Annotated in this window: 16 protein-coding genes; 9 read left to right on the top strand and 7 right to left on the bottom strand. The window is 68.3% G+C overall.

Features of this window, described 5'->3' with window-relative positions; all coding sequences use genetic code 11:
* Nucleotides 1–12: 12 nt before the first annotated feature.
* Nucleotides 13–468, bottom strand: coding sequence for a metallopeptidase family protein (locus ABUA37_RS12075; protein WP_349899455.1), 456 nt, complete (start codon nt 466–468; stop codon nt 13–15).
* A 103-nt stretch (nt 469–571) separates the two neighbouring features.
* On the opposite strand from ABUA37_RS12075, the gene ABUA37_RS12070 reads away from it, so the two are divergent.
* The 3 genes from ABUA37_RS12070 to ahcY all read left to right on the top strand — a co-directional run bounded on the left by ABUA37_RS12070 (nt 572) and on the right by ahcY (nt 3,772).
* Nucleotides 572–793, top strand: a complete 222-nt coding sequence (locus ABUA37_RS12070) for a DUF3499 family protein (protein ID WP_349899454.1) — start codon at nt 572–574, stop codon at nt 791–793.
* Entirely contained in the window at nt 790–2,220 is a 1,431-nt protein-coding gene (locus ABUA37_RS12065) for a phosphomannomutase/phosphoglucomutase (RefSeq protein WP_349899453.1), read from the top strand. Before ABUA37_RS12070 ends, ABUA37_RS12065 begins: the two co-directional genes overlap by 4 nt.
* 76 nt (nt 2,221–2,296) lie before the next feature.
* The gene (ahcY, locus tag ABUA37_RS12060; RefSeq protein ID WP_349899452.1) at nt 2,297–3,772 is read left to right on the top strand and encodes an adenosylhomocysteinase; all 1,476 of its coding nucleotides are present in this window, start codon (nt 2,297–2,299) and stop codon (nt 3,770–3,772) included.
* Nucleotides 3,773–3,864: 92 nt separating this feature from the next.
* Here the strand turns inward: ahcY and ABUA37_RS12055 are convergent, their stop codons facing one another.
* Nucleotides 3,865–4,734: an RDD family protein gene (locus ABUA37_RS12055; RefSeq protein WP_349899451.1), complete on the bottom strand. Its 870-nt coding sequence runs from the start codon at nt 4,732–4,734 to the stop codon at nt 3,865–3,867.
* A 17-nt stretch (nt 4,735–4,751) separates the two neighbouring features.
* Here ABUA37_RS12055 and ABUA37_RS12050 point away from each other — a divergent pair, with 17 nt between their 5' ends.
* From ABUA37_RS12050 to ABUA37_RS12040, 3 genes are read left to right on the top strand one after another with little or no spacing between them, the layout of a single operon-like run.
* A complete protein-coding gene (locus ABUA37_RS12050) occupies nt 4,752–5,747 on the top strand; it encodes a stage II sporulation protein M (protein ID WP_349899450.1) in 996 nt (331 codons plus the stop codon).
* Nucleotides 5,748–5,789: 42 nt separating this feature from the next.
* Nucleotides 5,790–6,233 (top strand): Fur family transcriptional regulator, encoded by a 444-nt coding sequence (locus ABUA37_RS12045; RefSeq protein ID WP_349899449.1) that lies wholly within the window; start codon nt 5,790–5,792, stop codon nt 6,231–6,233.
* Nucleotides 6,230–7,723, top strand: a complete 1,494-nt coding sequence (locus tag ABUA37_RS12040) for a catalase (RefSeq protein WP_349899448.1) — start codon at nt 6,230–6,232, stop codon at nt 7,721–7,723. The genes ABUA37_RS12045 and ABUA37_RS12040 overlap by 4 nt, the downstream gene beginning before the upstream one ends.
* Nucleotides 7,724–7,806: 83 nt before the next feature.
* Here ABUA37_RS12040 and ABUA37_RS12035 read toward each other — a convergent pair whose 3' ends face one another.
* The 5 genes from ABUA37_RS12035 to ABUA37_RS12015 are packed head-to-tail and all read right to left on the bottom strand — an operon-like array spanning nt 7,807 to nt 13,274.
* Complete coding sequence (locus tag ABUA37_RS12035; protein WP_349899447.1) at nt 7,807–9,099, bottom strand: DUF58 domain-containing protein; 1,293 nt, start codon at nt 9,097–9,099, stop codon at nt 7,807–7,809.
* 18 nt (nt 9,100–9,117) lie between these two features.
* A complete protein-coding gene (locus ABUA37_RS12030) occupies nt 9,118–10,080 on the bottom strand; it encodes an AAA family ATPase (RefSeq protein ID WP_349899446.1) in 963 nt (320 codons plus the stop codon).
* 43 nt (nt 10,081–10,123) lie between these two features.
* Entirely contained in the window at nt 10,124–11,326 is a 1,203-nt protein-coding gene (locus ABUA37_RS12025; protein WP_349899445.1) for a DUF4350 domain-containing protein, read from the bottom strand.
* Nucleotides 11,323–12,012 (bottom strand): DUF4129 domain-containing protein, encoded by a 690-nt coding sequence (locus tag ABUA37_RS12020; RefSeq protein WP_349899444.1) that lies wholly within the window; start codon nt 12,010–12,012, stop codon nt 11,323–11,325. Before ABUA37_RS12020 ends, ABUA37_RS12025 begins: the two co-directional genes overlap by 4 nt.
* On the bottom strand, nt 12,009–13,274 hold the full coding sequence (locus ABUA37_RS12015; protein WP_349899443.1) for a hypothetical protein: 1,266 nt from the start codon (nt 13,272–13,274) through the stop codon (nt 12,009–12,011). The genes ABUA37_RS12020 and ABUA37_RS12015 overlap by 4 nt, the downstream gene beginning before the upstream one ends.
* Nucleotides 13,275–13,395: 121 nt before the next feature.
* Here ABUA37_RS12015 and mtrA point away from each other — a divergent pair, with 121 nt between their 5' ends.
* The 3 genes from mtrA to ABUA37_RS12000 are packed head-to-tail and all read left to right on the top strand — an operon-like array spanning nt 13,396 to nt 17,384.
* Nucleotides 13,396–14,076 (top strand): MtrAB system response regulator MtrA, encoded by a 681-nt coding sequence (gene mtrA, locus ABUA37_RS12010; RefSeq protein WP_349899442.1) that lies wholly within the window; start codon nt 13,396–13,398, stop codon nt 14,074–14,076.
* Entirely contained in the window at nt 14,057–15,685 is a 1,629-nt protein-coding gene (mtrB, locus tag ABUA37_RS12005; protein ID WP_349899441.1) for an MtrAB system histidine kinase MtrB, read from the top strand. The genes mtrA and mtrB overlap by 20 nt, the downstream gene beginning before the upstream one ends.
* Nucleotides 15,678–17,384, top strand: coding sequence for an LpqB family beta-propeller domain-containing protein (locus ABUA37_RS12000; RefSeq protein WP_349899440.1), 1,707 nt, complete (start codon nt 15,678–15,680; stop codon nt 17,382–17,384). The genes mtrB and ABUA37_RS12000 overlap by 8 nt, the downstream gene beginning before the upstream one ends.
* Nucleotides 17,385–17,460 lie beyond the last annotated feature (76 nt).

Below are 17,460 nucleotides of genomic sequence, written 5' to 3'. Positions count from 1 at the left end.
CCTCCACCGCCGCTAGAAGTGGCGAAAGCGCTCCGGTGCGAGATCCCAGGGGTCCTTGCCGAGCAGTTCGGCAACGGCACGGAACACGCAGCTCTCGATCATCATGCGGCGGTGTAGTTCGTCTCGGTGGTGCAGGCGGGCGAGCCGCTCGATGGGCAGGCGGAACAGGATGATCCTGCGTTGCGGCGCCAGGACGAGCCAGCGATCCACCTTGCTCGCCGAACCAAGCTGGGCGGGCAGGCCGGCGACTTCGAAGCTCACGGTGGCCAGCTCATCCGGCCAGAGGTCCTTCAGATATTCGGCGGTCGAAGCGACGGTCAGCTCGAAGATGTCCGACCTCGTCTGCAGGAGCGGCAGGTAGGGCCCCGTGACCGCGGCGCGGATGCCCCTGCCGTGCCGATCGCGCCAGCCCGCGCGCACGGACTGTCCCGCCGCGCCGGCGCGGGTTCCGCGAGAGGGTCGAGCCATGTCTTAATCCTACGCCGGAGGCCGTGTCCGAGCGGGGCCGGTGCATGCGGGCGCTCGCGTGCCGGTGCTAAAGCACGCCGTCCGCCGTCTAGTCTGGAAGCAAATGGAGTCCCGGCCGTGTAGCAAAGTCGCCTGCAGCGCAGAGGCGGTGTCGACGCTCACCTACGTCTACGCCGACTCGATGGCGGTGCTCGGCCCGCTCAGCCAGAAGTCCGAGCCGCACAGCTACGACCTCTGCGCGAGGCACGCAGAGCGGATGTCGGTTCCCCAGGGCTGGCAGGTCGTTCGCCACGTGCTGCTGGGCGAGATAGATTTTGGTACATGACTTCTCCCGCGACCTCACCGATCGATCTCGCTCCATTCATCAAGGCCTATGACGTTCGCGGGCTCGTCGGGTCACAACTGACCACCGAGGTCGTCACCGCGCTCGCGGCGGCCTTCGTCGACGAGGTTGAGCTTGCGGGCAAGGATGTCGTGGTCGGCCACGACATGCGCGATTCGTCCCCGGGGTTCGCGGCAGCCTTCGCGGCGGGAGCGCAGGCGCGCGGGGCGAACGTGGTCTCGATCGGGCTGTGCTCGACGGACGAAAGCTACTTCGCATCCGGACACTTGAATGCCGCCGCGGCGATGTTCACGGCGAGCCACAACCCGGCCACCTATAACGGCATCAAGTTCAGCAGGGCCGGCGCCAGGGGCATCAGCTTCGACACCGGCCTGCACGGCATTCGCGACCGCGCCCAGGCCTTTCTCGCCGAGGGCGTGCCCGCGGCGCCTACCCCGGGTAGCTACCGTGAGACGGACGTGCTGGCCGACTACGCGGGCTACCTGTGTGCACTCGTGGATCTCTCTGGCATCCGCCCGATCAAGGTCGTCGTCGACGCGGGCAACGGCATGGGTGGGCTCACCGTGCCGGCCGTGCTCGGCGAGGCCGCGGGACTGCCGAAGCTGCCGATCGAGATCGTTCCGCTGTACTTCGACCTCGACGGGAGCTTCCCGAACCACGAGGCAAACCCGCTCGAGCCGGCGAACCTCGTCGACCTTCAGAAGGCCGTCGTCGAGCATGGCGCAGACCTCGGTCTCGCCTTCGACGGCGACGCAGACCGCTGCTTCGCGGTCGACGAGAAGGGTGACGCGGTGAACCCGTCCGCGGTTGCCGCGATCGTGGCGCTGCGGGAGATCGTGCGGGTGCGCAAGCTGCAGCCGGAGGGCGAGATCACCGTGCTGCACAACCTCATCACCTCCCGTGCCGTCGCTGAGACGATCGAGAACGCTGGTGCCATCGCCGTTCGCACCAAGGTCGGGCACTCGCTCATCAAGGACGAGATGGCCGCCACCGGCGCCATCTTCGGCGGAGAACATTCGGCGCACTACTACTTCCGCGACTTCTGGGGCGCAGACAACGGCATGCTGGCCGCGATGCACCTCCTCGCCGAGTTCGGCTCCCAGGATCAGCCGCTGTCGGTGCTGTCGAAGGAGTTCACGCCGTACGCGATGAGCGGCGAGATCAACTCCACCGTCAAGGATGTGCCTGCCGCGTACAACCGCATCGTCGAGGCCTATTCGGGCAGCGCGGACTTCGACGAGCTCGATGGCCTCACCGTCTCGAGCATCGTCTCGTCCGCGGAGCCGTGGTGGTGGTTCAACGTGCGCCCCTCGAACACCGAGCCGCTCCTGCGCCTCAACGTGGAGGCGCAGACCCCCGCGGAGATGACGCGGGTGCGCGACCGCGTGCTGGCGCTCATCCGCCAGTAGCGCGCTTAGGCGCGTTGAGTGGCGAGGTGCGAGCGTATCGAAACCGCGTGACGCCCCACTCTGCGAGAATGGGGCAATGACGACCGAGACCACCACGCTTCCGTTTAAAGTTCGCGACCTTTCCCTTGCGGAAGCCGGGCGGCACCAGTTCCGGCTCGCCGAGAACGAGATGCCCGGCCTCATGGCGCTGCGCGAGGAGTTCGGCGAGAGCAAGCCGCTCGCGGGCGCACGCATCGCGGGATCGCTGCACATGACGGTGCAGACGGGTGTGCTGATCGAGACCCTGGTTGCCCTCGGTGCGCAGGTGCGCTGGGCCAGCTGCAACATCTTCTCCACCCAGGATGAGGCTGCCGCCGCTGTTGCCGTGGGTCCGACCGGTACCGTCGACGCTCCGGCCGGCGTTCCCGTCTTCGCCTGGAAGGGCGAGACCCTCGAGGAGTACTGGTGGTGCACCTCCCAGATCTTCGACTGGTCGGCCGAGGCCGCCGCTGCCGGTGCGGACTGGATCGGCCCCAACCTGATCCTCGACGACGGCGGCGACGCCACGATGCTCGTGCACAACGGTCGTGACTTCGAAATCGCCGGTGCGGTTCCGGATGCGAAGCCCTCGGACAGCCACGAATGGGGCGTCGTGCTCGACACGCTTCGTGCCTCGCTCGCCCTGTCGTCCGACCGCTGGACGACGATCGCCGCGGAGATCAAGGGTGTTACCGAGGAGACGACAACCGGTGTCCACCGCCTGTACGAGCTGGCGAAGTCGGGCGAGCTGCAGTTCGCGGCAATCAATGTGAACGACTCTGTGACCAAGTCGAAGTTCGACAACAAGTACGGCATCCGTCATTCGCTGCCCGACGGCCTGAACCGCGCCACCGACGTTCTCATCGGCGGAAAGGTCGTCTTCGTCTGCGGTTACGGCGACGTCGGCAAGGGCGCCGCGGAGGCACTCAAGGGCCAGGGCGCGCGCGTGATCGTGAGCGAGGTCGACCCGATCAACGCCCTGCAGGCCGCGATGGACGGCTTCCAGGTCACCACGCTCGATTCCGTCATCGGAGACGTTGACATCGTCGTGACGACGACGGGAAACAAGGATGTCGTCACGCTCGATCACCTGCTCGGGCTCAAGCACCTCGCGATCGTCGCGAACGTCGGCCACTTCGACAACGAGATCGACATGGCCTCGCTCGAGGCGCTCGCAGGGGTGGAAAAGGTCGAGATCAAGCCGCAGGTGCACGAGTGGCGCCTGCCGAACGGCCGCAGCATTCTCGTGCTGTCCGAGGGTCGCCTGATGAACCTCGGCAACGCGACCGGGCACCCCTCGTTCGTCATGAGCAACTCGTTCACCAACCAGGTGCTCGCGCAGATCGAACTGTGGACGCGCGGAGACCAGTACCCCGTTGCCGTGCACGTGCTGCCCAAGCACCTGGACGAGAAGGTCGCGCGCCTGCACCTCGACGCGCTGGGCGTGAAGCTCACGACCCTCACGCCGGAGCAGGCCGCCTACATCGGTGTGAGCGTCGACGGCCCGTACAAGGTCGACCACTACCGCTACTGATGCTCGCTCGCTGAGCTTGTCGAAGCGCTCCTCGTTCGCTGAGCTTGTCGAAGCGGATGGGCCCTTCGACAGACTCAGGGGCCGAGGCGCTCCTAGCGGTCCGGGAACTGGTGCGGCAGCCCTCTCAGCACGGGTGCGAGAGTGTCGAGTCGCTGCTTCTGCAGCTGCAGGGCGCGATATTCGCGGTCGCGGCGGAGCGCCGCGACGGCGGCGAGAAACAGCTCGGGGTTCTCGTTCGGTACGGGCGAGACGTACCGCGAGACCTCGGCGGCCAGCTCCTGGCTCAGTCGGACGCGGCTGCCCGGCGTGAGCCCGGCGGCCTGTCTCAGAAACTGGGCGATCCTGCGCGCGAGGCCGTCGGGCATCCGTGCGACGTCTGCCGTTCGCGCCCACTCGGACAGCACCAGTGGCACGCCGAACACCGGTGGCGTCACCTTCGACACGCGCTCGTGCTGGCTGTACGTTCCGGCCAGCAGGTCGCCGAGCCGCTTCGAGCGCTCGTTCAGCAGCGACACGAATGCCGCGATTCCGCCCGCGGTCATGAAGAGTTCGAGCACGCCGACCAGGGCGCGGATGAACGCGTGCCGGAATCCGATGGCTCCGCCGTCGTCGCGCACGATGCGTGCACCCACCGCGAGCTTGCCGAGCGACTTTCCGTGGCTGAGCGTCTCCACCGCTGTCGGCACGACGACGGTGCAGAACGCGATCGACGCGACCGCGACGGCGGCGGCGAGCGCGTCATCCATCACGGGTGCCAGCAACGAGTACGCGCTGAACATGATGGCGAGGAACAGGGCGATATACGCGAGCAGGTCGATGATGGTGCCGGTCGCTCGCAGCACGAAGCTCGCCGGGCGCAGTTGCAGGGCGACGGCCTCGCCGGTCATCAGCTCGTCGTTCGCAAACGTTGATGCGGGCGCCAGCGCGGGCACAACCGCTTCGGGCACCGCAGGGCTTGCCATGTCTAGTATTTAAGCAGATGGACCTCGACGCATACTCCGCCGCCCACCGCGATGAGTGGGAGGAGCTTGCCCGGCTCGCGGCGAAGCGCCGCTTCAGCGGGGCCGAGGCCGACGCTCTGATCGAGCACTATCAGGCGGGGGCGACGCAGCTCTCCGCGATCACCACGACCTCGGGGCAGAGCGTGCAGGGCGATCGGTTGTCGCTCTCGTTGTCCCGGGCGCGACTGCGGTTCACCGGGGCCGGCTCGAACGTGCTGAGCCAACTGCCGCGATTCTTCGGTGCGCAACTGCCGGCGGCGCTGTATCGCATCCGCTGGTTGTCCCTCGCGGTGACCGCGGCATCCCTCGTCATCGCGGCGCTGTATTTCGTGTGGGCGCTGAACACCCCCGGGGTGCTCGCGCACCTGGGCACGGCGGCGCAACAGCAGCAGTACGCCGACCACGACTTCGTGAGCTATTACTCCGAGCATCCCTCGGCCTCGTTCTTCGGTCGCGTCTGGACCAACAACGCCTGGCTTGCAGCCGGATGCGTCGCCTTCGGCATCACGGGCGTCTACGCCCCCTACCTGCTGTTCCAAAACGCGCAGAGTCTCGGGCTTTCCGGTGCCCTGATGGCGCACAACGGACAACTCGACACCTTCTTCCTCTACATCTCCCCGCACGGCCAGCTCGAGCTGTACTCGGTCTTCACGGCGGGGGCGGCGGGGCTCGCGATCTTCTGGTCGTGGATCGCCCCGGGCGCCCGAACGCGGGCGCAGGCGCTCGCGGAGGGCGGCCGGGCGCTCATCACCGTGGCGATCGGCCTCATCCTGTCGCTTCTGGTCTCGGGCGTGATCGAGGGCTTTGTCACGGGGCAGCCGTGGCCGTGGCCGGTGAAGATCGGCATCGGTACGCTCGCGATCGCGGGATTCCTGTTCTACCAGTGGGTCGTCGGCCGCTGGGCCGCGCGCGCGGGGGAGACCGGCGACCTCGAGGAGTTCGATCGCGGGGCGACGCGGCTCATCGCCGCATAGGCATTATTTTGAGCTGTTCACGATAACAGCTAGCATGGGGACATGCAGCCAGCACTCGAGAGGGAGCTTCATGGCGCCGGGCTTCGCGTCACGGCGGGCCGCATAGCGCTGCTCGAGGCACTGCGGTCCCGACCCCACAGCGATGCGGAAACCCTGTTCCAGGCGCTGCGCGAAACTCTTCCGGGCACCTCGATCCAGTCGGTGCACAACGTGCTCGGCGACCTCACCGAGGCGGGCATCATCCGTCGCATCGAACCCGCAGGCTCACCCGCCCGCTACGAGCGCCGCGTCGGCGACAACCATCACCACGTCGTATGCACGTCCTGCGGCGAGATCGCGGATGTCGAGTGCGTTGTGGGCCACGCGCCGTGCCTCACTCCCTCCGACAGTTCCGGTTTCACAGTGGAACTCGCCGAAGTCACCTTTTGGGGCCTGTGCCCCGCCTGCCAGATGTCATCAGTCCAGAACACCAAGGAGAAAAAGTGACCGAACCAACCACCACCCAGAGCGGTGCGCCCGTCGCCAGCGACGCCCACTCTCTCACCACCGGCCCGGATGGCGTCACCGCCCTCCACGACCGCTACCTGGTCGAGAAGCTCGCATCCTTCAATCGCGAGCGCGTGCCGGAGCGCAACCCGCACGCCAAGGGTGGCGGAGCATTCGGTGAGTTCGAAGTGACGGAGGACGTGTCGAAGTACACGCGGGCGGCGGTCTTCCAGCCGGGCGCGAAGAGCGAGATGCTGCTGCGCTTCTCCTCCGTGGCCGGCGAGCAGGGTTCTCCCGACACCTGGCGCGACGTGCGCGGCTACGCGCTGCGCTTCTACACGACCGAGGGCAACTACGACATCGTCGGAAACAACACCCCGGTGTTCTTCATCCGCGACGGCATCAAGTTCCCCGACTTCATCCACTCGCAGAAGCGCCTCGGCGCATCCGGTCTTCGCGACGCGGACATGCAGTGGGACTTCTGGACCCTGTCGCCGGAGTCGGCGCACCAGGTCACCTACGTGATGGGCGACCGCGGCCTGCCGCGCTCGTGGCGGCACCTCAACGGCTACGGTTCGCACACCTACCAGTGGATCAACGCCGAGGGCGAGCGGTTCTGGGTGAAGTACCACTTCAAGTCCCGTCAGGGCGTCGAGTTGATGGAGGCCGCCGAGGCCGAGGCGCTCGCCGGGTCCGACTCGGACTACTACCGCCGCGACCTCTTCGAGGCGATCGAGCGCGGGGAATACCCAACCTGGGATGTCTACGTGCAGATCATGTCGTACGAGGAAGGGAAGACCTACCGCTTCAACCCCTTCGACATCACCAAGGTGTTGCCGCACGCCGACTTCCCGCTCATCAAGGTCGGCCACTACACGCTCAATCGCAACCCGCAGAACTTCTTCGCGGAGATCGAGCAGGCCGCGTTCGCCCCGTCGAACCTGGTGCCCGGCATCGACATCAGCCCGGACAAGATGCTCATGGCACGCATGTTCGCGTACCCGGATGCCCAGCGTGCCCGCATCGGCACGAACTACAACCAGCTGCCGGTGAACACGCCCCACGTCGCGAAGGTCACGACGTACCAGCACGAGGGCAACATGCAGTTCTCGTACAACGACGCCTCGGCGCGCGTGTACACGCCGAACTCCTACGGTGGACCGGCGGCGGATCCGGCTCTCGCCGGCACGGGCGGCTGGGAGACCGATGGCGAACTGGTTCGTGCGGCGCAGACGCTCCGCTCCGCCGACGACGACTTCGGACAGGCCGGCACGCTGTACCGCGACGTCTTCAGCGAGGAGTCGAAGGCTCGCTTCCTGCAGACGCTCACCGGGCAGTACAAGGGCCTGACCGTCGACCGTATCAAGGAGCGCTTCCTCTGGTACTGGACCCAGGTGGACGCGGGCCTCGGTGACAAGCTGCGCGCCGAGATCGCCAAGCCGACCGAGACCCCCAACGAGGCAGCCGACCCGGTGGGCGTCGGCCACTAGTCACGGCATCCGCAAGCGGCCGACCTCTCGGGGCCGGCCGCTTCGTGGTTACCGGCAGAGGGCGGGCGGCGTGGTCGCGCCGGTCAGAGGCGGCCGGCGGCCTTGAGCGCGATGTAGCGGTCGGCGAGAGCGGGCGGCAGGGCCTGCGGGGCGCCCGTCACCACATCCGCACCGAGCTGACGGATGGCGGCAGCCACGCGCGCCGTATCGAGCATGGCGCGCTCGGCAGCCGCCGCACGGTACACGCTGTCGCGATCGGTGCGGTCGCGACTGGCTTCGAGCACGGTCGGATCGGTGACCGACGACACAACCACGGTGTGCCGTTTCGTGAGCTGCGGCAGCACGGAGAGCAGCTCGCGCGACGCCCCGGCGGCATCGATCGAGGTCATGAGCACGACGAGAGCGCGCTGGCTGGTCACGGAGCGCACGAGCTCGGGCACGACGGTCCAGTCCATCTCGAGAAGCTCCGCGTCGATGGGCGCCATCGTGTTGACCATGCGAGAGAGCAGCTCCGGCCCGCTCGCACCCTGCACCCGGCCCCGCGTTCTGCGGTCGTAGATCACGAGATCGACGCGATCCCCGGCGCGGGAGGCCAGCGCCGCGAGCAGCAGGGATGCCTCGAATGCGGTGTCGAGGCGCGGCTCGTTGTCGATGCGCGCAGCAGACGTGCGCCCGCTGTCGATCACGATGACGACGCGACGGTCTCGCTCCGGGCGCCAGGTGCGCACCACGAGGTCCTGTCTGCGGGCGGTGGCCCTCCAGTCGATCGAGCGCACGTCATCCCCGCGCACGTATTCGCGCAGCGAGTCGAACTCGGTGCCCTGCCCGCGGATCTGCACGCTCGTGCGCCCGTCGAGTTCGCGCAGCCTCGCGAGCCTCGAGGGCAGGTGCTTGCGCGAGTTGAACGGCGGCAGCACCCGGATGGCGCCCGGCGCCTGAATGGTCGCCTGCCTCGCCGCGAGCCCGAGCGGACCGAACGAACGAATGGTGACGCTCGCCGCCCTGCGCTCGCCGCGCCGGAACGGGGTCAGTGAGATTCGCACCGCCCGACGCTCACCGGCGGGAAGCACGATTCTGGCGCGCGTCGGCGCCGCTCCCGCCGAGGGCTGCCAGCCGTCGCGCACGGTGCCGGCCACGCGCCTGCGCCCCGTGTTCACGAGGAACAGCGTCGCCGGCACCATCTCGCCAAGCCGCACCCGGTCGGGCAGTTCGCGGCTGAGCCGCACTCCTCGCGGTGACCCCGCGAGCACGGCGTCGAGGATGCCGAGCAGGAGCGCCAGCGCAAGCCAGAGTCCCAGCACCGCGGGGTCGCCGAGCACCACGATCGGCACGACGCCGAGCGCGACGAGGAGGACGAACCATCCGGAGACCGCCATCAGTGAACCCGGCCCACCTTAGATCGGCACCTGCACCTGCTGCAGGATGGACCGCAGGATGGCGTCGGCAGACACTCCCTCGAGCTCGGCCTCCGGTCGCAGCTGGATGCGGTGCCGCCACACCGGCAGCACCATCTCCTGCACGTGGTCCGGGGTGATCGCGTCGAAGCCGGTGAGCCACGCCCAGGCCTTCGTGGCGGTGAGCAGGGCGGTCGATCCGCGGGGGCTGACGCCGAGCTTCACCGAGGGACTCTGTCGCGTGGCGCGCGCCAGGTCCACGACGTAGGCGAGCACATCCGCGCTCGCCGCGACCTCGGCGACCTCGGCCTGGGCCGCGGCGATACCGGCCGCATCGAGCACGGGCGTCACTCCGGCCGCTGCGAGGTCGCGCGGGTTGAAGCCGGCGGCGCTGCGGGTGAGCACCTCGATCTCGTTCTCCCGCTCCGGGATGTCGAGCACGAGCTTGAGGAGGAAGCGGTCGAGTTGCGCCTCGGGCAGCTGGTATGTGCCCTCGTACTCGATCGGGTTCTGGGTCGCGGCAACCATGAATGGCACGGGCAGCATCCTGCTCTCGCCGTCGACGCTCACCTGACGTTCCTCCATCGCCTCGAGCAGCGCGGACTGCGTCTTCGGTGGTGTGCGGTTGATCTCGTCTGCGAGCATCAGGTTCGTGAACACCGGGCCGGCGCGGAAGTCGAACTCGCCGGATTTCGCGTCGTAGACGAGCGAGCCCGTGACGTCACCGGGCATGAGGTCGGGGGTGAACTGCACGCGCTTCGTCTCGAGCTGCAGCGCGCGGCTGAGCGTTCGCACGAGCAGCGTCTTGGCGACCCCCGGAACTCCCTCGAGAAGCACGTGCCCGCCGGAGAGGAGGGCGATGATGAGGCCCGTGACGGCGCCATCCTGACCGACGACGGCCTTGCCGACCTCGCTGCGCACGCGGGCGAACGAGTCACGGATGGATGCTGCCTGGTCTGTCATGCGTTCATTCTCCCTGTTCGTACTGAGGTTCTGTTCTCGGCGGCTAGCCCGCCACGGCAGCGGCCACGGCCCGCTCCAGTTCGAGCAGTTCGTCCGACAGCCGGATGAGGTCCCCGTCATGCGCAGGCACGGCGTCGACGAGCAGCGGGGCGATTCTGCTGCGGTCCCGCCCTGTCACCGCGCACACCCGGTCGATCACCTCGGTCGTGGACGCCGCCCGCGGCATCCCGCACAGCCGAGCCAGCCGGCCGATCGTCCCGATCCGCAGGGCATCCAGGGCGCGCAGCCTGGTCGAGTTCCGCTGGTAGAGCCGCGCCCTGCCCTCCATGGTCTCGTTCGCGCGCACGGTCACCGGCAGGTTCTCGATCACGAGCGGCCCGAGTCTGCGGCCGCGCCAGAACGCCGCCGCGATCGCGGTGATGATGAGTAGCAGGGCCACCGAACTGACCCACGGTGGCGTGAGCTCCGCGATCGTCGGCAGGCCGCTTACCGCGACATCGTCGATGGAGGGCAGGTACCAGACCAGGGTCGAGGTCGAGCCGAGCAGGTTCAGCGCCAGCGCCGCGTTTCCCTTGCTCGGCACGGTCTCGTTTGCGAGCACCTGATCGGCGCCGAGAATCGTGAGCCGCTGACCGCCGGACTCGAGGCTGATGAGCGAATGGATGCCCTTGCCGCTCGGGAAGCAGCCCACAGCGTCTGAGGCACCGCCGACGATCCGGTAGCCGTTGCCGCCGCCGGAGATCGCGCCGGCCTTGACCGCCGCGGGCAGTGCGCATCGGGCCTTCAGCGTGCCGCTCTTCGCCGCACCGGCCTGCGCGACGGACGGGGCGAGCGTCCGCAGCTGGGAGAAGTTGGGGGTGACGACCACCATCTTCTCGCCGAGGGAGGCGAGCGAGCGCAGCTGGCGGGCATCCAGTCGAGAGTCCGGATCGTAGAGCAGCACGGTCGCGTCCGGGTGCGACGTCAGCAGGGCGCGCGTGGTCTTCAGCGTCTCGGTCGGCACGACGTTCACTCCGTGCTGCTTCAGCACCTCAGCCACGGCCCTGCTGCCGGGCGGTGCCGCATTCGTGGGGGAGAGCGGGGTGCCTGTGGGCGCGGCCGATCCGCGAATCACCAGCGTGACCACGGCGAGGAGCACGACGAAGACGACGGCCAGAATCCAGAAGAGGTATCGCTTCGTGGCGGCGCGCACCGTGGGAGTCGAGACGACGGCCGATGGCGTCGAGACGGATGTCGTGGCCGTCACGTGAGCGAACCCGCCCCGCCCGCTGCCGCACCCGCGGTCTCGAGCTCCGGCCGCGCGCTGCGAAGCTCGGTCTCGAGCCCCGCGAGCTCGCGGTAGGTCTCCTCGGTGCCGGTGCGGCCGAGGTAGCGCACCTCGTCGAAGGCGCTCGCGGCGCCGGCGAGCCTCGCCGCGAGCGCGGGGAAGGTGACGCCAGCCCTCGTCGCGAAGTCACGCGCGGTGGTGCCCGGGCTCGCCGTCACGACCGTGCGTTCGGCGAGTCCCCGCGCGATGGAACGGAACAGCTCTTCGATCGCGAGGGTCCAGTCGCGGGCCGCGGCAGCCGCATCCGCCGAAGCCCGGATCGCCCTGGCGCTGCGGTCGTCGTCGTCACCGAAGAGGGCGCCGGTCACCGCGCTGCGGCGATTGCGTCGAGGCGCACCGAAGATCAGGAACGCGGCCACCACGGCCGCAGCAACCACGATGACGACGATGAGCATGACGGGCAGGCTCGCGCCGCCGCTCCCGAACTGCAGGGAGTTCAGCCAGTGCCAGAACGCAGCGGACAGCCGGTCGAACCAGGTGGGTTGGGCGGCCTGGTACGCGGGCTTCGCGAGCTCGGCGACGATCCACCTCCTGGCCTCCTCCGCACCCGGATCCACGGGGACGTCTGAGACCTGCGGAACGGTGACTCCGAGGAGGGCGATCATGTCCAGGGCGACTCACTCGACGGCGGGATCGGGGCGGACGTGGGCGCGGGCCACTGCGGCGCGGGCGCACTGTATGCGGCGGTGCCCCCAGCGGGCTCGGCCTGCGCCTTCGCGTGGTGCAGGTAAGGGTTGCCGAGCCCGGTGGTGCCAGACTGTCTCGCCTCGACGAAACGGGCGAGGTCGAGGTCCAAAGCCTCCTTGCGCATCCGCAGGTCTATGTAGATGAGGGCGGCGGTCGCGGACTGGATGACGGACCCGATGGCTCCGAACAGCACGCTCACCACGATCAGCACGCCGTACAGCACGAGCGCACCAGCGATCGACGTTGCCGGATTCTGCCCGTTCGGGTCGGCAAGGCTGATGACCATGCCGGAGAGGAAGGAGATGGGTGTGGTGACGATCTGGGTCGCGATGCCGATGATCGCCGCAACGAGCAGCTCGATGCCGAAGGTCTTCCAGAAGGCCCTGCGGGTGAGCGCCCACGACCGCGCCACGGCCGTTCTGAGGCCAACGCGCTCCGCCATGAGCACGCTCGGCACGAGCGAGAGCTTCGTGCTCAACCAGACCCAGATGATCACGAAGCCGATGCCGCCGGCCGCGCCGAACAGCACCGCAAAGATCGCCCCGGCCACTCCACCGATGAGCGAGAGGGCGACGACGATCCCGACGATCAGGCCGACCGCGATTCCCGCGGCGAGCAAGACGAGCAGCGTCCAGCCGATGACGGCCCAGATGCGCCCCTTCGCCATCCTGAGCAGTGTTCCGAGGCTCGGCTTCTCCCCGAGGGCGGCGCGCATCACGTCGAGCACAATCACGCCCTGCAGCAGTGCGGATGCGGCGAGCGAGAGCAGCACGGGAACGATCGCTGACAGCGCGATGGCCGCTACGCTGCCCGCGGCAATGTCGTCGCGATTGGCAGTGCTGGCGGTGTCGAGCCTCGAGAGGGTCAGGAAGGTGACGAGTCCGATGATCCCAACCGTGATGACCGACACGCCGCCCTGCACGAGCAGCGCCGCACCGAAGGTCGCCTTGGGATTGTGGCGCATCGTCTTGAATGCCGCGCCGAGGAGGGTGCCGAAGTCAAGCGGGCGCAGCGGGATGAGGCCGGGCTTCGGCGGGGGCGCCCAGCCGACGCTCGGCTGTGCGGTGGGAGCACCGGCCTCGGCCTGCGTGCCGAACGGGGGCGGCGGCGCGGGATAGCCGGAGTGGTCCTGGCCGGCGGAGGGAGCAGCGGGCGATTGCCACTGCGGGCTGTCGTTCACGAGCAATCCCCTCGGAGTTGAAGCATCGCGCGACCGCGCGCACGCGATTATCGTTTCACACTCGACTACTCTTGTGCCAAAAGCATCCTGAACCCGGTGGATGCCGAACGAAGACGGGACGATGAGCGCGCGCATCCTGGTAGTCGACGACGACACCGCTCTCGCTGAGATGATCGGCATCGTGCTGCGCAGCGAGGGTTTCGAGCCGTCGTTCTGCGCCGACGGCAGCGAGGCGATGCAGCTCTTCCGTGACACGAAGCCCGAGCTCGTGCTGCTCGACCTCATGCTCCCGGGCAAGGACGGCATCGAGGTGTGCGCCGAGATCCGCGCGGAGTCCGGCGTGCCCATCATCATGCTCACGGCGAAGTCCGACACGACGGATGTGGTGCGCGGCCTCGAAAGCGGAGCAGACGACTACGTCGTCAAGCCCTTCAATCCCAAGGAACTCGTCGCCCGCATCCGCACCCGTCTGCGCCCGACGCCCGACGCTTCTGCCGGAGAGCTGCACGTGGGAGACCTCGTGCTCGATGTTGCGGGCCACGAGGTCAAGCGCGGCTCCGCGAAGATCAACCTCACGCCGCTCGAGTTCGAGCTGCTGCTCGCCCTCGCCCTCAAGCCGCAACAGGTGTTCACCCGCGAGATGCTTCTCGAGAAGGTGTGGGGTTACCACTACAAGGCAGACACGAGGCTGGTGAATGTGCACGTGCAGCGGCTGCGTGCCAAGGTCGAGCAGGACCCAGACAACCCGCGCATCGTGATGACCGTTCGGGGCGTCGGCTATCGTGCAGGTTCCGCCACTTAGCCGCCAGGCCAGCATCGGTGGCCTCAACTGGCGGTTGTATCGCAGGCGCCTCGCACGGTTCTGGCGCAGTTCGCTCCAGTTCCGCACCGTCGCGATCACCGTCGTGCTCTCCGGGCTCGCCGTGATCATCATCGGCTCGTACATGTCGATCAGCATCGGTGACAACCTCTACAAGACCAGGCTCGCCCAGGTGCAGACCGAGTCGAACAACGCCACGGCGATCGCGCAGCAGTCCTTCGACAACGCGCAGGCCACCGGCGACCAGGCCGTCGAGCTCGACGGCGTGGGGCTCTCGGTCAAGTCGAGCGTGCTGAGCACCGTGCGCAGCCCCGGCAGCACTTCGATGGGCCTCCTGCGCATCCCGGGCCAGCAGACCGACCGCATCATGACCACCATCACGAGCCCGACGTTCCCGACCGATCTCGTCAGCCAGGACATCCGGGATGCCGTGGAGGCAGGCAAGGGCAAGCACGTGTACACGCAGTCGGTCACGCTGAAAGACGGGGCGCCCGGCCTCGTTGCCGGTTCACTCATCGACGTGCCGTCGGCCGGGCTCTACGAACTCTTCCTCGTCTACGACCTCGCCGACGCGCAGGTCACACTAAATTTCGTGCAGAGCACCCTGGCGATCGGCGGTCTCGCGCTCGTGCTGCTCATCGGCGCGGTCACCTACATCGTCGTGCGCCTGGTCGTTGGGCCGATCCGCGTCGCCGCCGAGGCCAGCGAGAAGCTCGCGGCCGGGCAGCTCGAGCAGCGCATCCCCGAGCATGGCCAGGATGTCATCGCGACCCTCGCGCGCTCGTTCAACGGCATGGCGGACAGCCTGCAGAAACAGATCAGTCAGCTTGCAGAACTCTCCCGCGTGCAGCAGCGATTCGTCTCGGATGTCTCGCACGAGCTGCGAACGCCGCTCACCACCATCCGCCTCGCGGGTGACGTGCTGTACGACCAGCGCGAGGACTTCGCGCCGTCGACGGCGCGAACGGCCGAGCTACTGCACACGCAGGTGATGCGTTTCGAGGTGCTGCTCGCCGACCTGCTCGAGATCAGCCGCTACGACGCCGGTGCCGTCGAGCTCGAACTCGAGCCGATCAATCTCGTGCGCCTCGTGGAGGATGCCGTGGACTCGATGCAGGCCGTGGCCGAGGAGCGCGGATCCGATTTGCAGGTGGACGCCCCCGGTGGCTACTTCGAGGCCGAGGTCGACGCGCGCCGCATCCGCCGCATCCTGCGCAACCTCCTCGGCAACGCGATCGAGCACGGTGAGGGCCGCCCGGTCGTGGTCACCGTCGACAGCAACGAAAGCGCGATCGCCATCGCCGTGCGCGACTTCGGCGTCGGCATCCGCCCCGGCGACGTCGAGCGGGTCTTCGACCGGTTCTGGCGCGCCGACCCGTCGAGGAGGCGCACGATCGGCGGTACCGGCCTCGGACTCGCCATTGCGCTCGAGGACGCCGCCCTGCACGATGGCGACCTGGAGGTCTGGTCCCGGTTCGGCGAGGGCAGCTGCTTCAGGCTCACCCTCCCGAGGGAGCGCGGCAAGAGGATCGTGAGTTCTCCGATCGAATTCCCGGATGACTCGGAACCGGTCGGGAGGCATGATGACTGATCACCGTTCCCGGCTCCGTCGCCGCGTGCTGCTCGCCGTCGCGGTGGGCCTGTCCACGGTCACGCTCTCGGCCTGTGCCGGCATCCCGTCGTCGGGACCCGTCGACGTCGGCATCAGCGTCGAGGCGACCGGCATCGACGATGGCGCGATCCTCATCCCCGAGGGGCCGGTGCGCGGAGCGAAGCCGGCACAGATCCTGCAGGGCTTCATCGCGGCCTTCGCCGGCTCGCAGAACAACTACGGCGTCGCCAGGCAGTTCCTGGGCGGCGACTTCAAGTCCGACTGGGATCCGCGCAAGAGCGTGCTCGTGCGCACGGGAAGCACGCGCAGCGAGTCGACGGGCACCGATCGCATGAGCTACACGATCAACACCGTCGCGGATGTCGACGCGGCCGGCTCGTACACCCGATCGCCCGAGCCGCAGCCGCAGGTGCTGAACTACAGCTTCGCGAAGGAAAAGGGTCAGTGGCGCATCGTCGAAGGCCCGCAGGGAATCGTGCTCCCGGAGAGCACCTTCGGCTCCGTGTTCAGCGAGCAGACGCTGTACTTCCTCGACCCGACGGGGCAACGCCTCGTTCCCGATCGTCGCTGGTTCCCGATTGGCGCCCAGCCGGTTCGCATCGTCTCGGCGCTGCTCTCCGGTCCGCCGACCGCACTGCGCGGAGCCGTCTATTCGGCGTTCCCCGACGGCACCAAGCTCTCCTCGCCGCTCGTGCCCGTGCAGGATGGCATCGCAGCGATCGACCTCAGCCCCGAGGCGCTCAGCTCGAAGTCGACGGAGCGCCAGCTCATGAAGCTCCAGCTGCTCGCGAGCCTCCGGGGCGTCACCAACATCACGGGCGTCGCGATCTCCGTCGGAGATTCGCCCCTGGCCATCCCCTCGCCGAGCGGCACAACGCCGCCGTCGGAGCCGCAGGTGGATCCGCGTCCGCTCGTGCGGCAGAAAGACGGTTTCGGCTTCTTCGAGAACGGCAAGATCGCGCCGATTCCCTCGCTCAGCCAGAAGGTCATTGCGCTCTCCCCGAAGGCGGTGACCCTCGCCTCTGACGGCACGGTCGCGGCGGTGCTCTCGGGCTCGGGCGTCTCCAGGGTGTCGACCAGTTCCGCGACCGTCACGCTCGACCCGCGGCCCGGTCTCATCGCGCCGTCGCTCGATGAGGACGGCTACGTGTGGAGCGTTCCGGGGTCGGATCCGAACGCCATCCTCGTGTTCGACCCGAACGGTAAGTCGCACACGCTGAACCCCGCGCTGCCGACCGGCACCGAGATCGTCTCACTCGCCGTCTCACGCGACGGCGCGAGGCTCTCGATGTATCTGTCGACGGATGCCGGCCCCAGGCTCATCGTCTCCGGCATCGTGCGCAGCAGCGACCAGAACCAGTTGCCGGTCTCACTTGTCGCCGAGCCGGTGCTCGACGTGACGGCGGATTCCGACACGGCCGTCGACGCGACCTGGGCCGACGGGCTCTCGGTTGCCACGCTCAGCGTGCAGGACGGGCGCCCGAGCGTCGTGCTCTACCAGCTCGGCGGTCCACGGGTCTCTCTCGGGCATCCGGATGGCGCGAAGCAGATCGTCGGCGGCAATGGCGGCACCTCGGGCCTTCGAGTGCTCGGGCCGGACGGCTCCATCCAGGCCCTGCGGGGAAGCGGCTGGATCGGCTCGGGCGTACAGGCGGAGTTCATAGCGACCCAGCGCTAGTCGCCGAGCGGCCTCGCCTCCACAGCCGTGCCGCAGCCGCAGTCGTGCACCGGTCGGGCGGCGTCCGCGTCTCGTC

This window comes from Parafrigoribacterium soli (assembly GCF_040227235.1).
Classification (GTDB): domain Bacteria; phylum Actinomycetota; class Actinomycetes; order Actinomycetales; family Microbacteriaceae; genus Parafrigoribacterium_A; species Parafrigoribacterium_A soli.
Note: the sequence above shows the minus strand (reverse complement) of the source record. Positions and strands in the feature narration are given on the sequence as shown.

What these genes read in the sequence shown, in the direction of transcription:
- ABUA37_RS12030 (WP_349899446.1), bottom strand. Translation starts at nt 10,080, where the DNA reads ATGACAGACCAGGCAGCATCCATCCGTGACTCGTTCGCCCGCGTGCGC.
- ABUA37_RS12055 (WP_349899451.1), bottom strand. Translation starts at nt 4,734, where the DNA reads ATGGCAAGCCCTGCGGTGCCCGAAGCGGTTGTGCCCGCGCTGGCGCCC.
- ABUA37_RS12020 (WP_349899444.1), bottom strand. Translation starts at nt 12,012, where the DNA reads ATGATCGCCCTCCTCGGAGTCACCGTTCCGCAGGTCTCAGACGTCCCC.
- ABUA37_RS12075 (WP_349899455.1), bottom strand. Translation starts at nt 468, where the DNA reads ATGGCTCGACCCTCTCGCGGAACCCGCGCCGGCGCGGCGGGACAGTCC.
- ABUA37_RS12045 (WP_349899449.1), top strand. Translation starts at nt 5,790, where the DNA reads ATGCAGCCAGCACTCGAGAGGGAGCTTCATGGCGCCGGGCTTCGCGTC.
- ABUA37_RS12065 (WP_349899453.1), top strand. Translation starts at nt 790, where the DNA reads ATGACTTCTCCCGCGACCTCACCGATCGATCTCGCTCCATTCATCAAG.
- ABUA37_RS12070 (WP_349899454.1), top strand. Translation starts at nt 572, where the DNA reads ATGGAGTCCCGGCCGTGTAGCAAAGTCGCCTGCAGCGCAGAGGCGGTG.
- mtrA (WP_349899442.1), top strand. Translation starts at nt 13,396, where the DNA reads ATGAGCGCGCGCATCCTGGTAGTCGACGACGACACCGCTCTCGCTGAG.
- ABUA37_RS12035 (WP_349899447.1), bottom strand. Translation starts at nt 9,099, where the DNA reads ATGGCGGTCTCCGGATGGTTCGTCCTCCTCGTCGCGCTCGGCGTCGTG.
- ABUA37_RS12050 (WP_349899450.1), top strand. Translation starts at nt 4,752, where the DNA reads ATGGACCTCGACGCATACTCCGCCGCCCACCGCGATGAGTGGGAGGAG.
- ABUA37_RS12000 (WP_349899440.1), top strand. Translation starts at nt 15,678, where the DNA reads ATGACTGATCACCGTTCCCGGCTCCGTCGCCGCGTGCTGCTCGCCGTC.
- ahcY (WP_349899452.1), top strand. Translation starts at nt 2,297, where the DNA reads ATGACGACCGAGACCACCACGCTTCCGTTTAAAGTTCGCGACCTTTCC.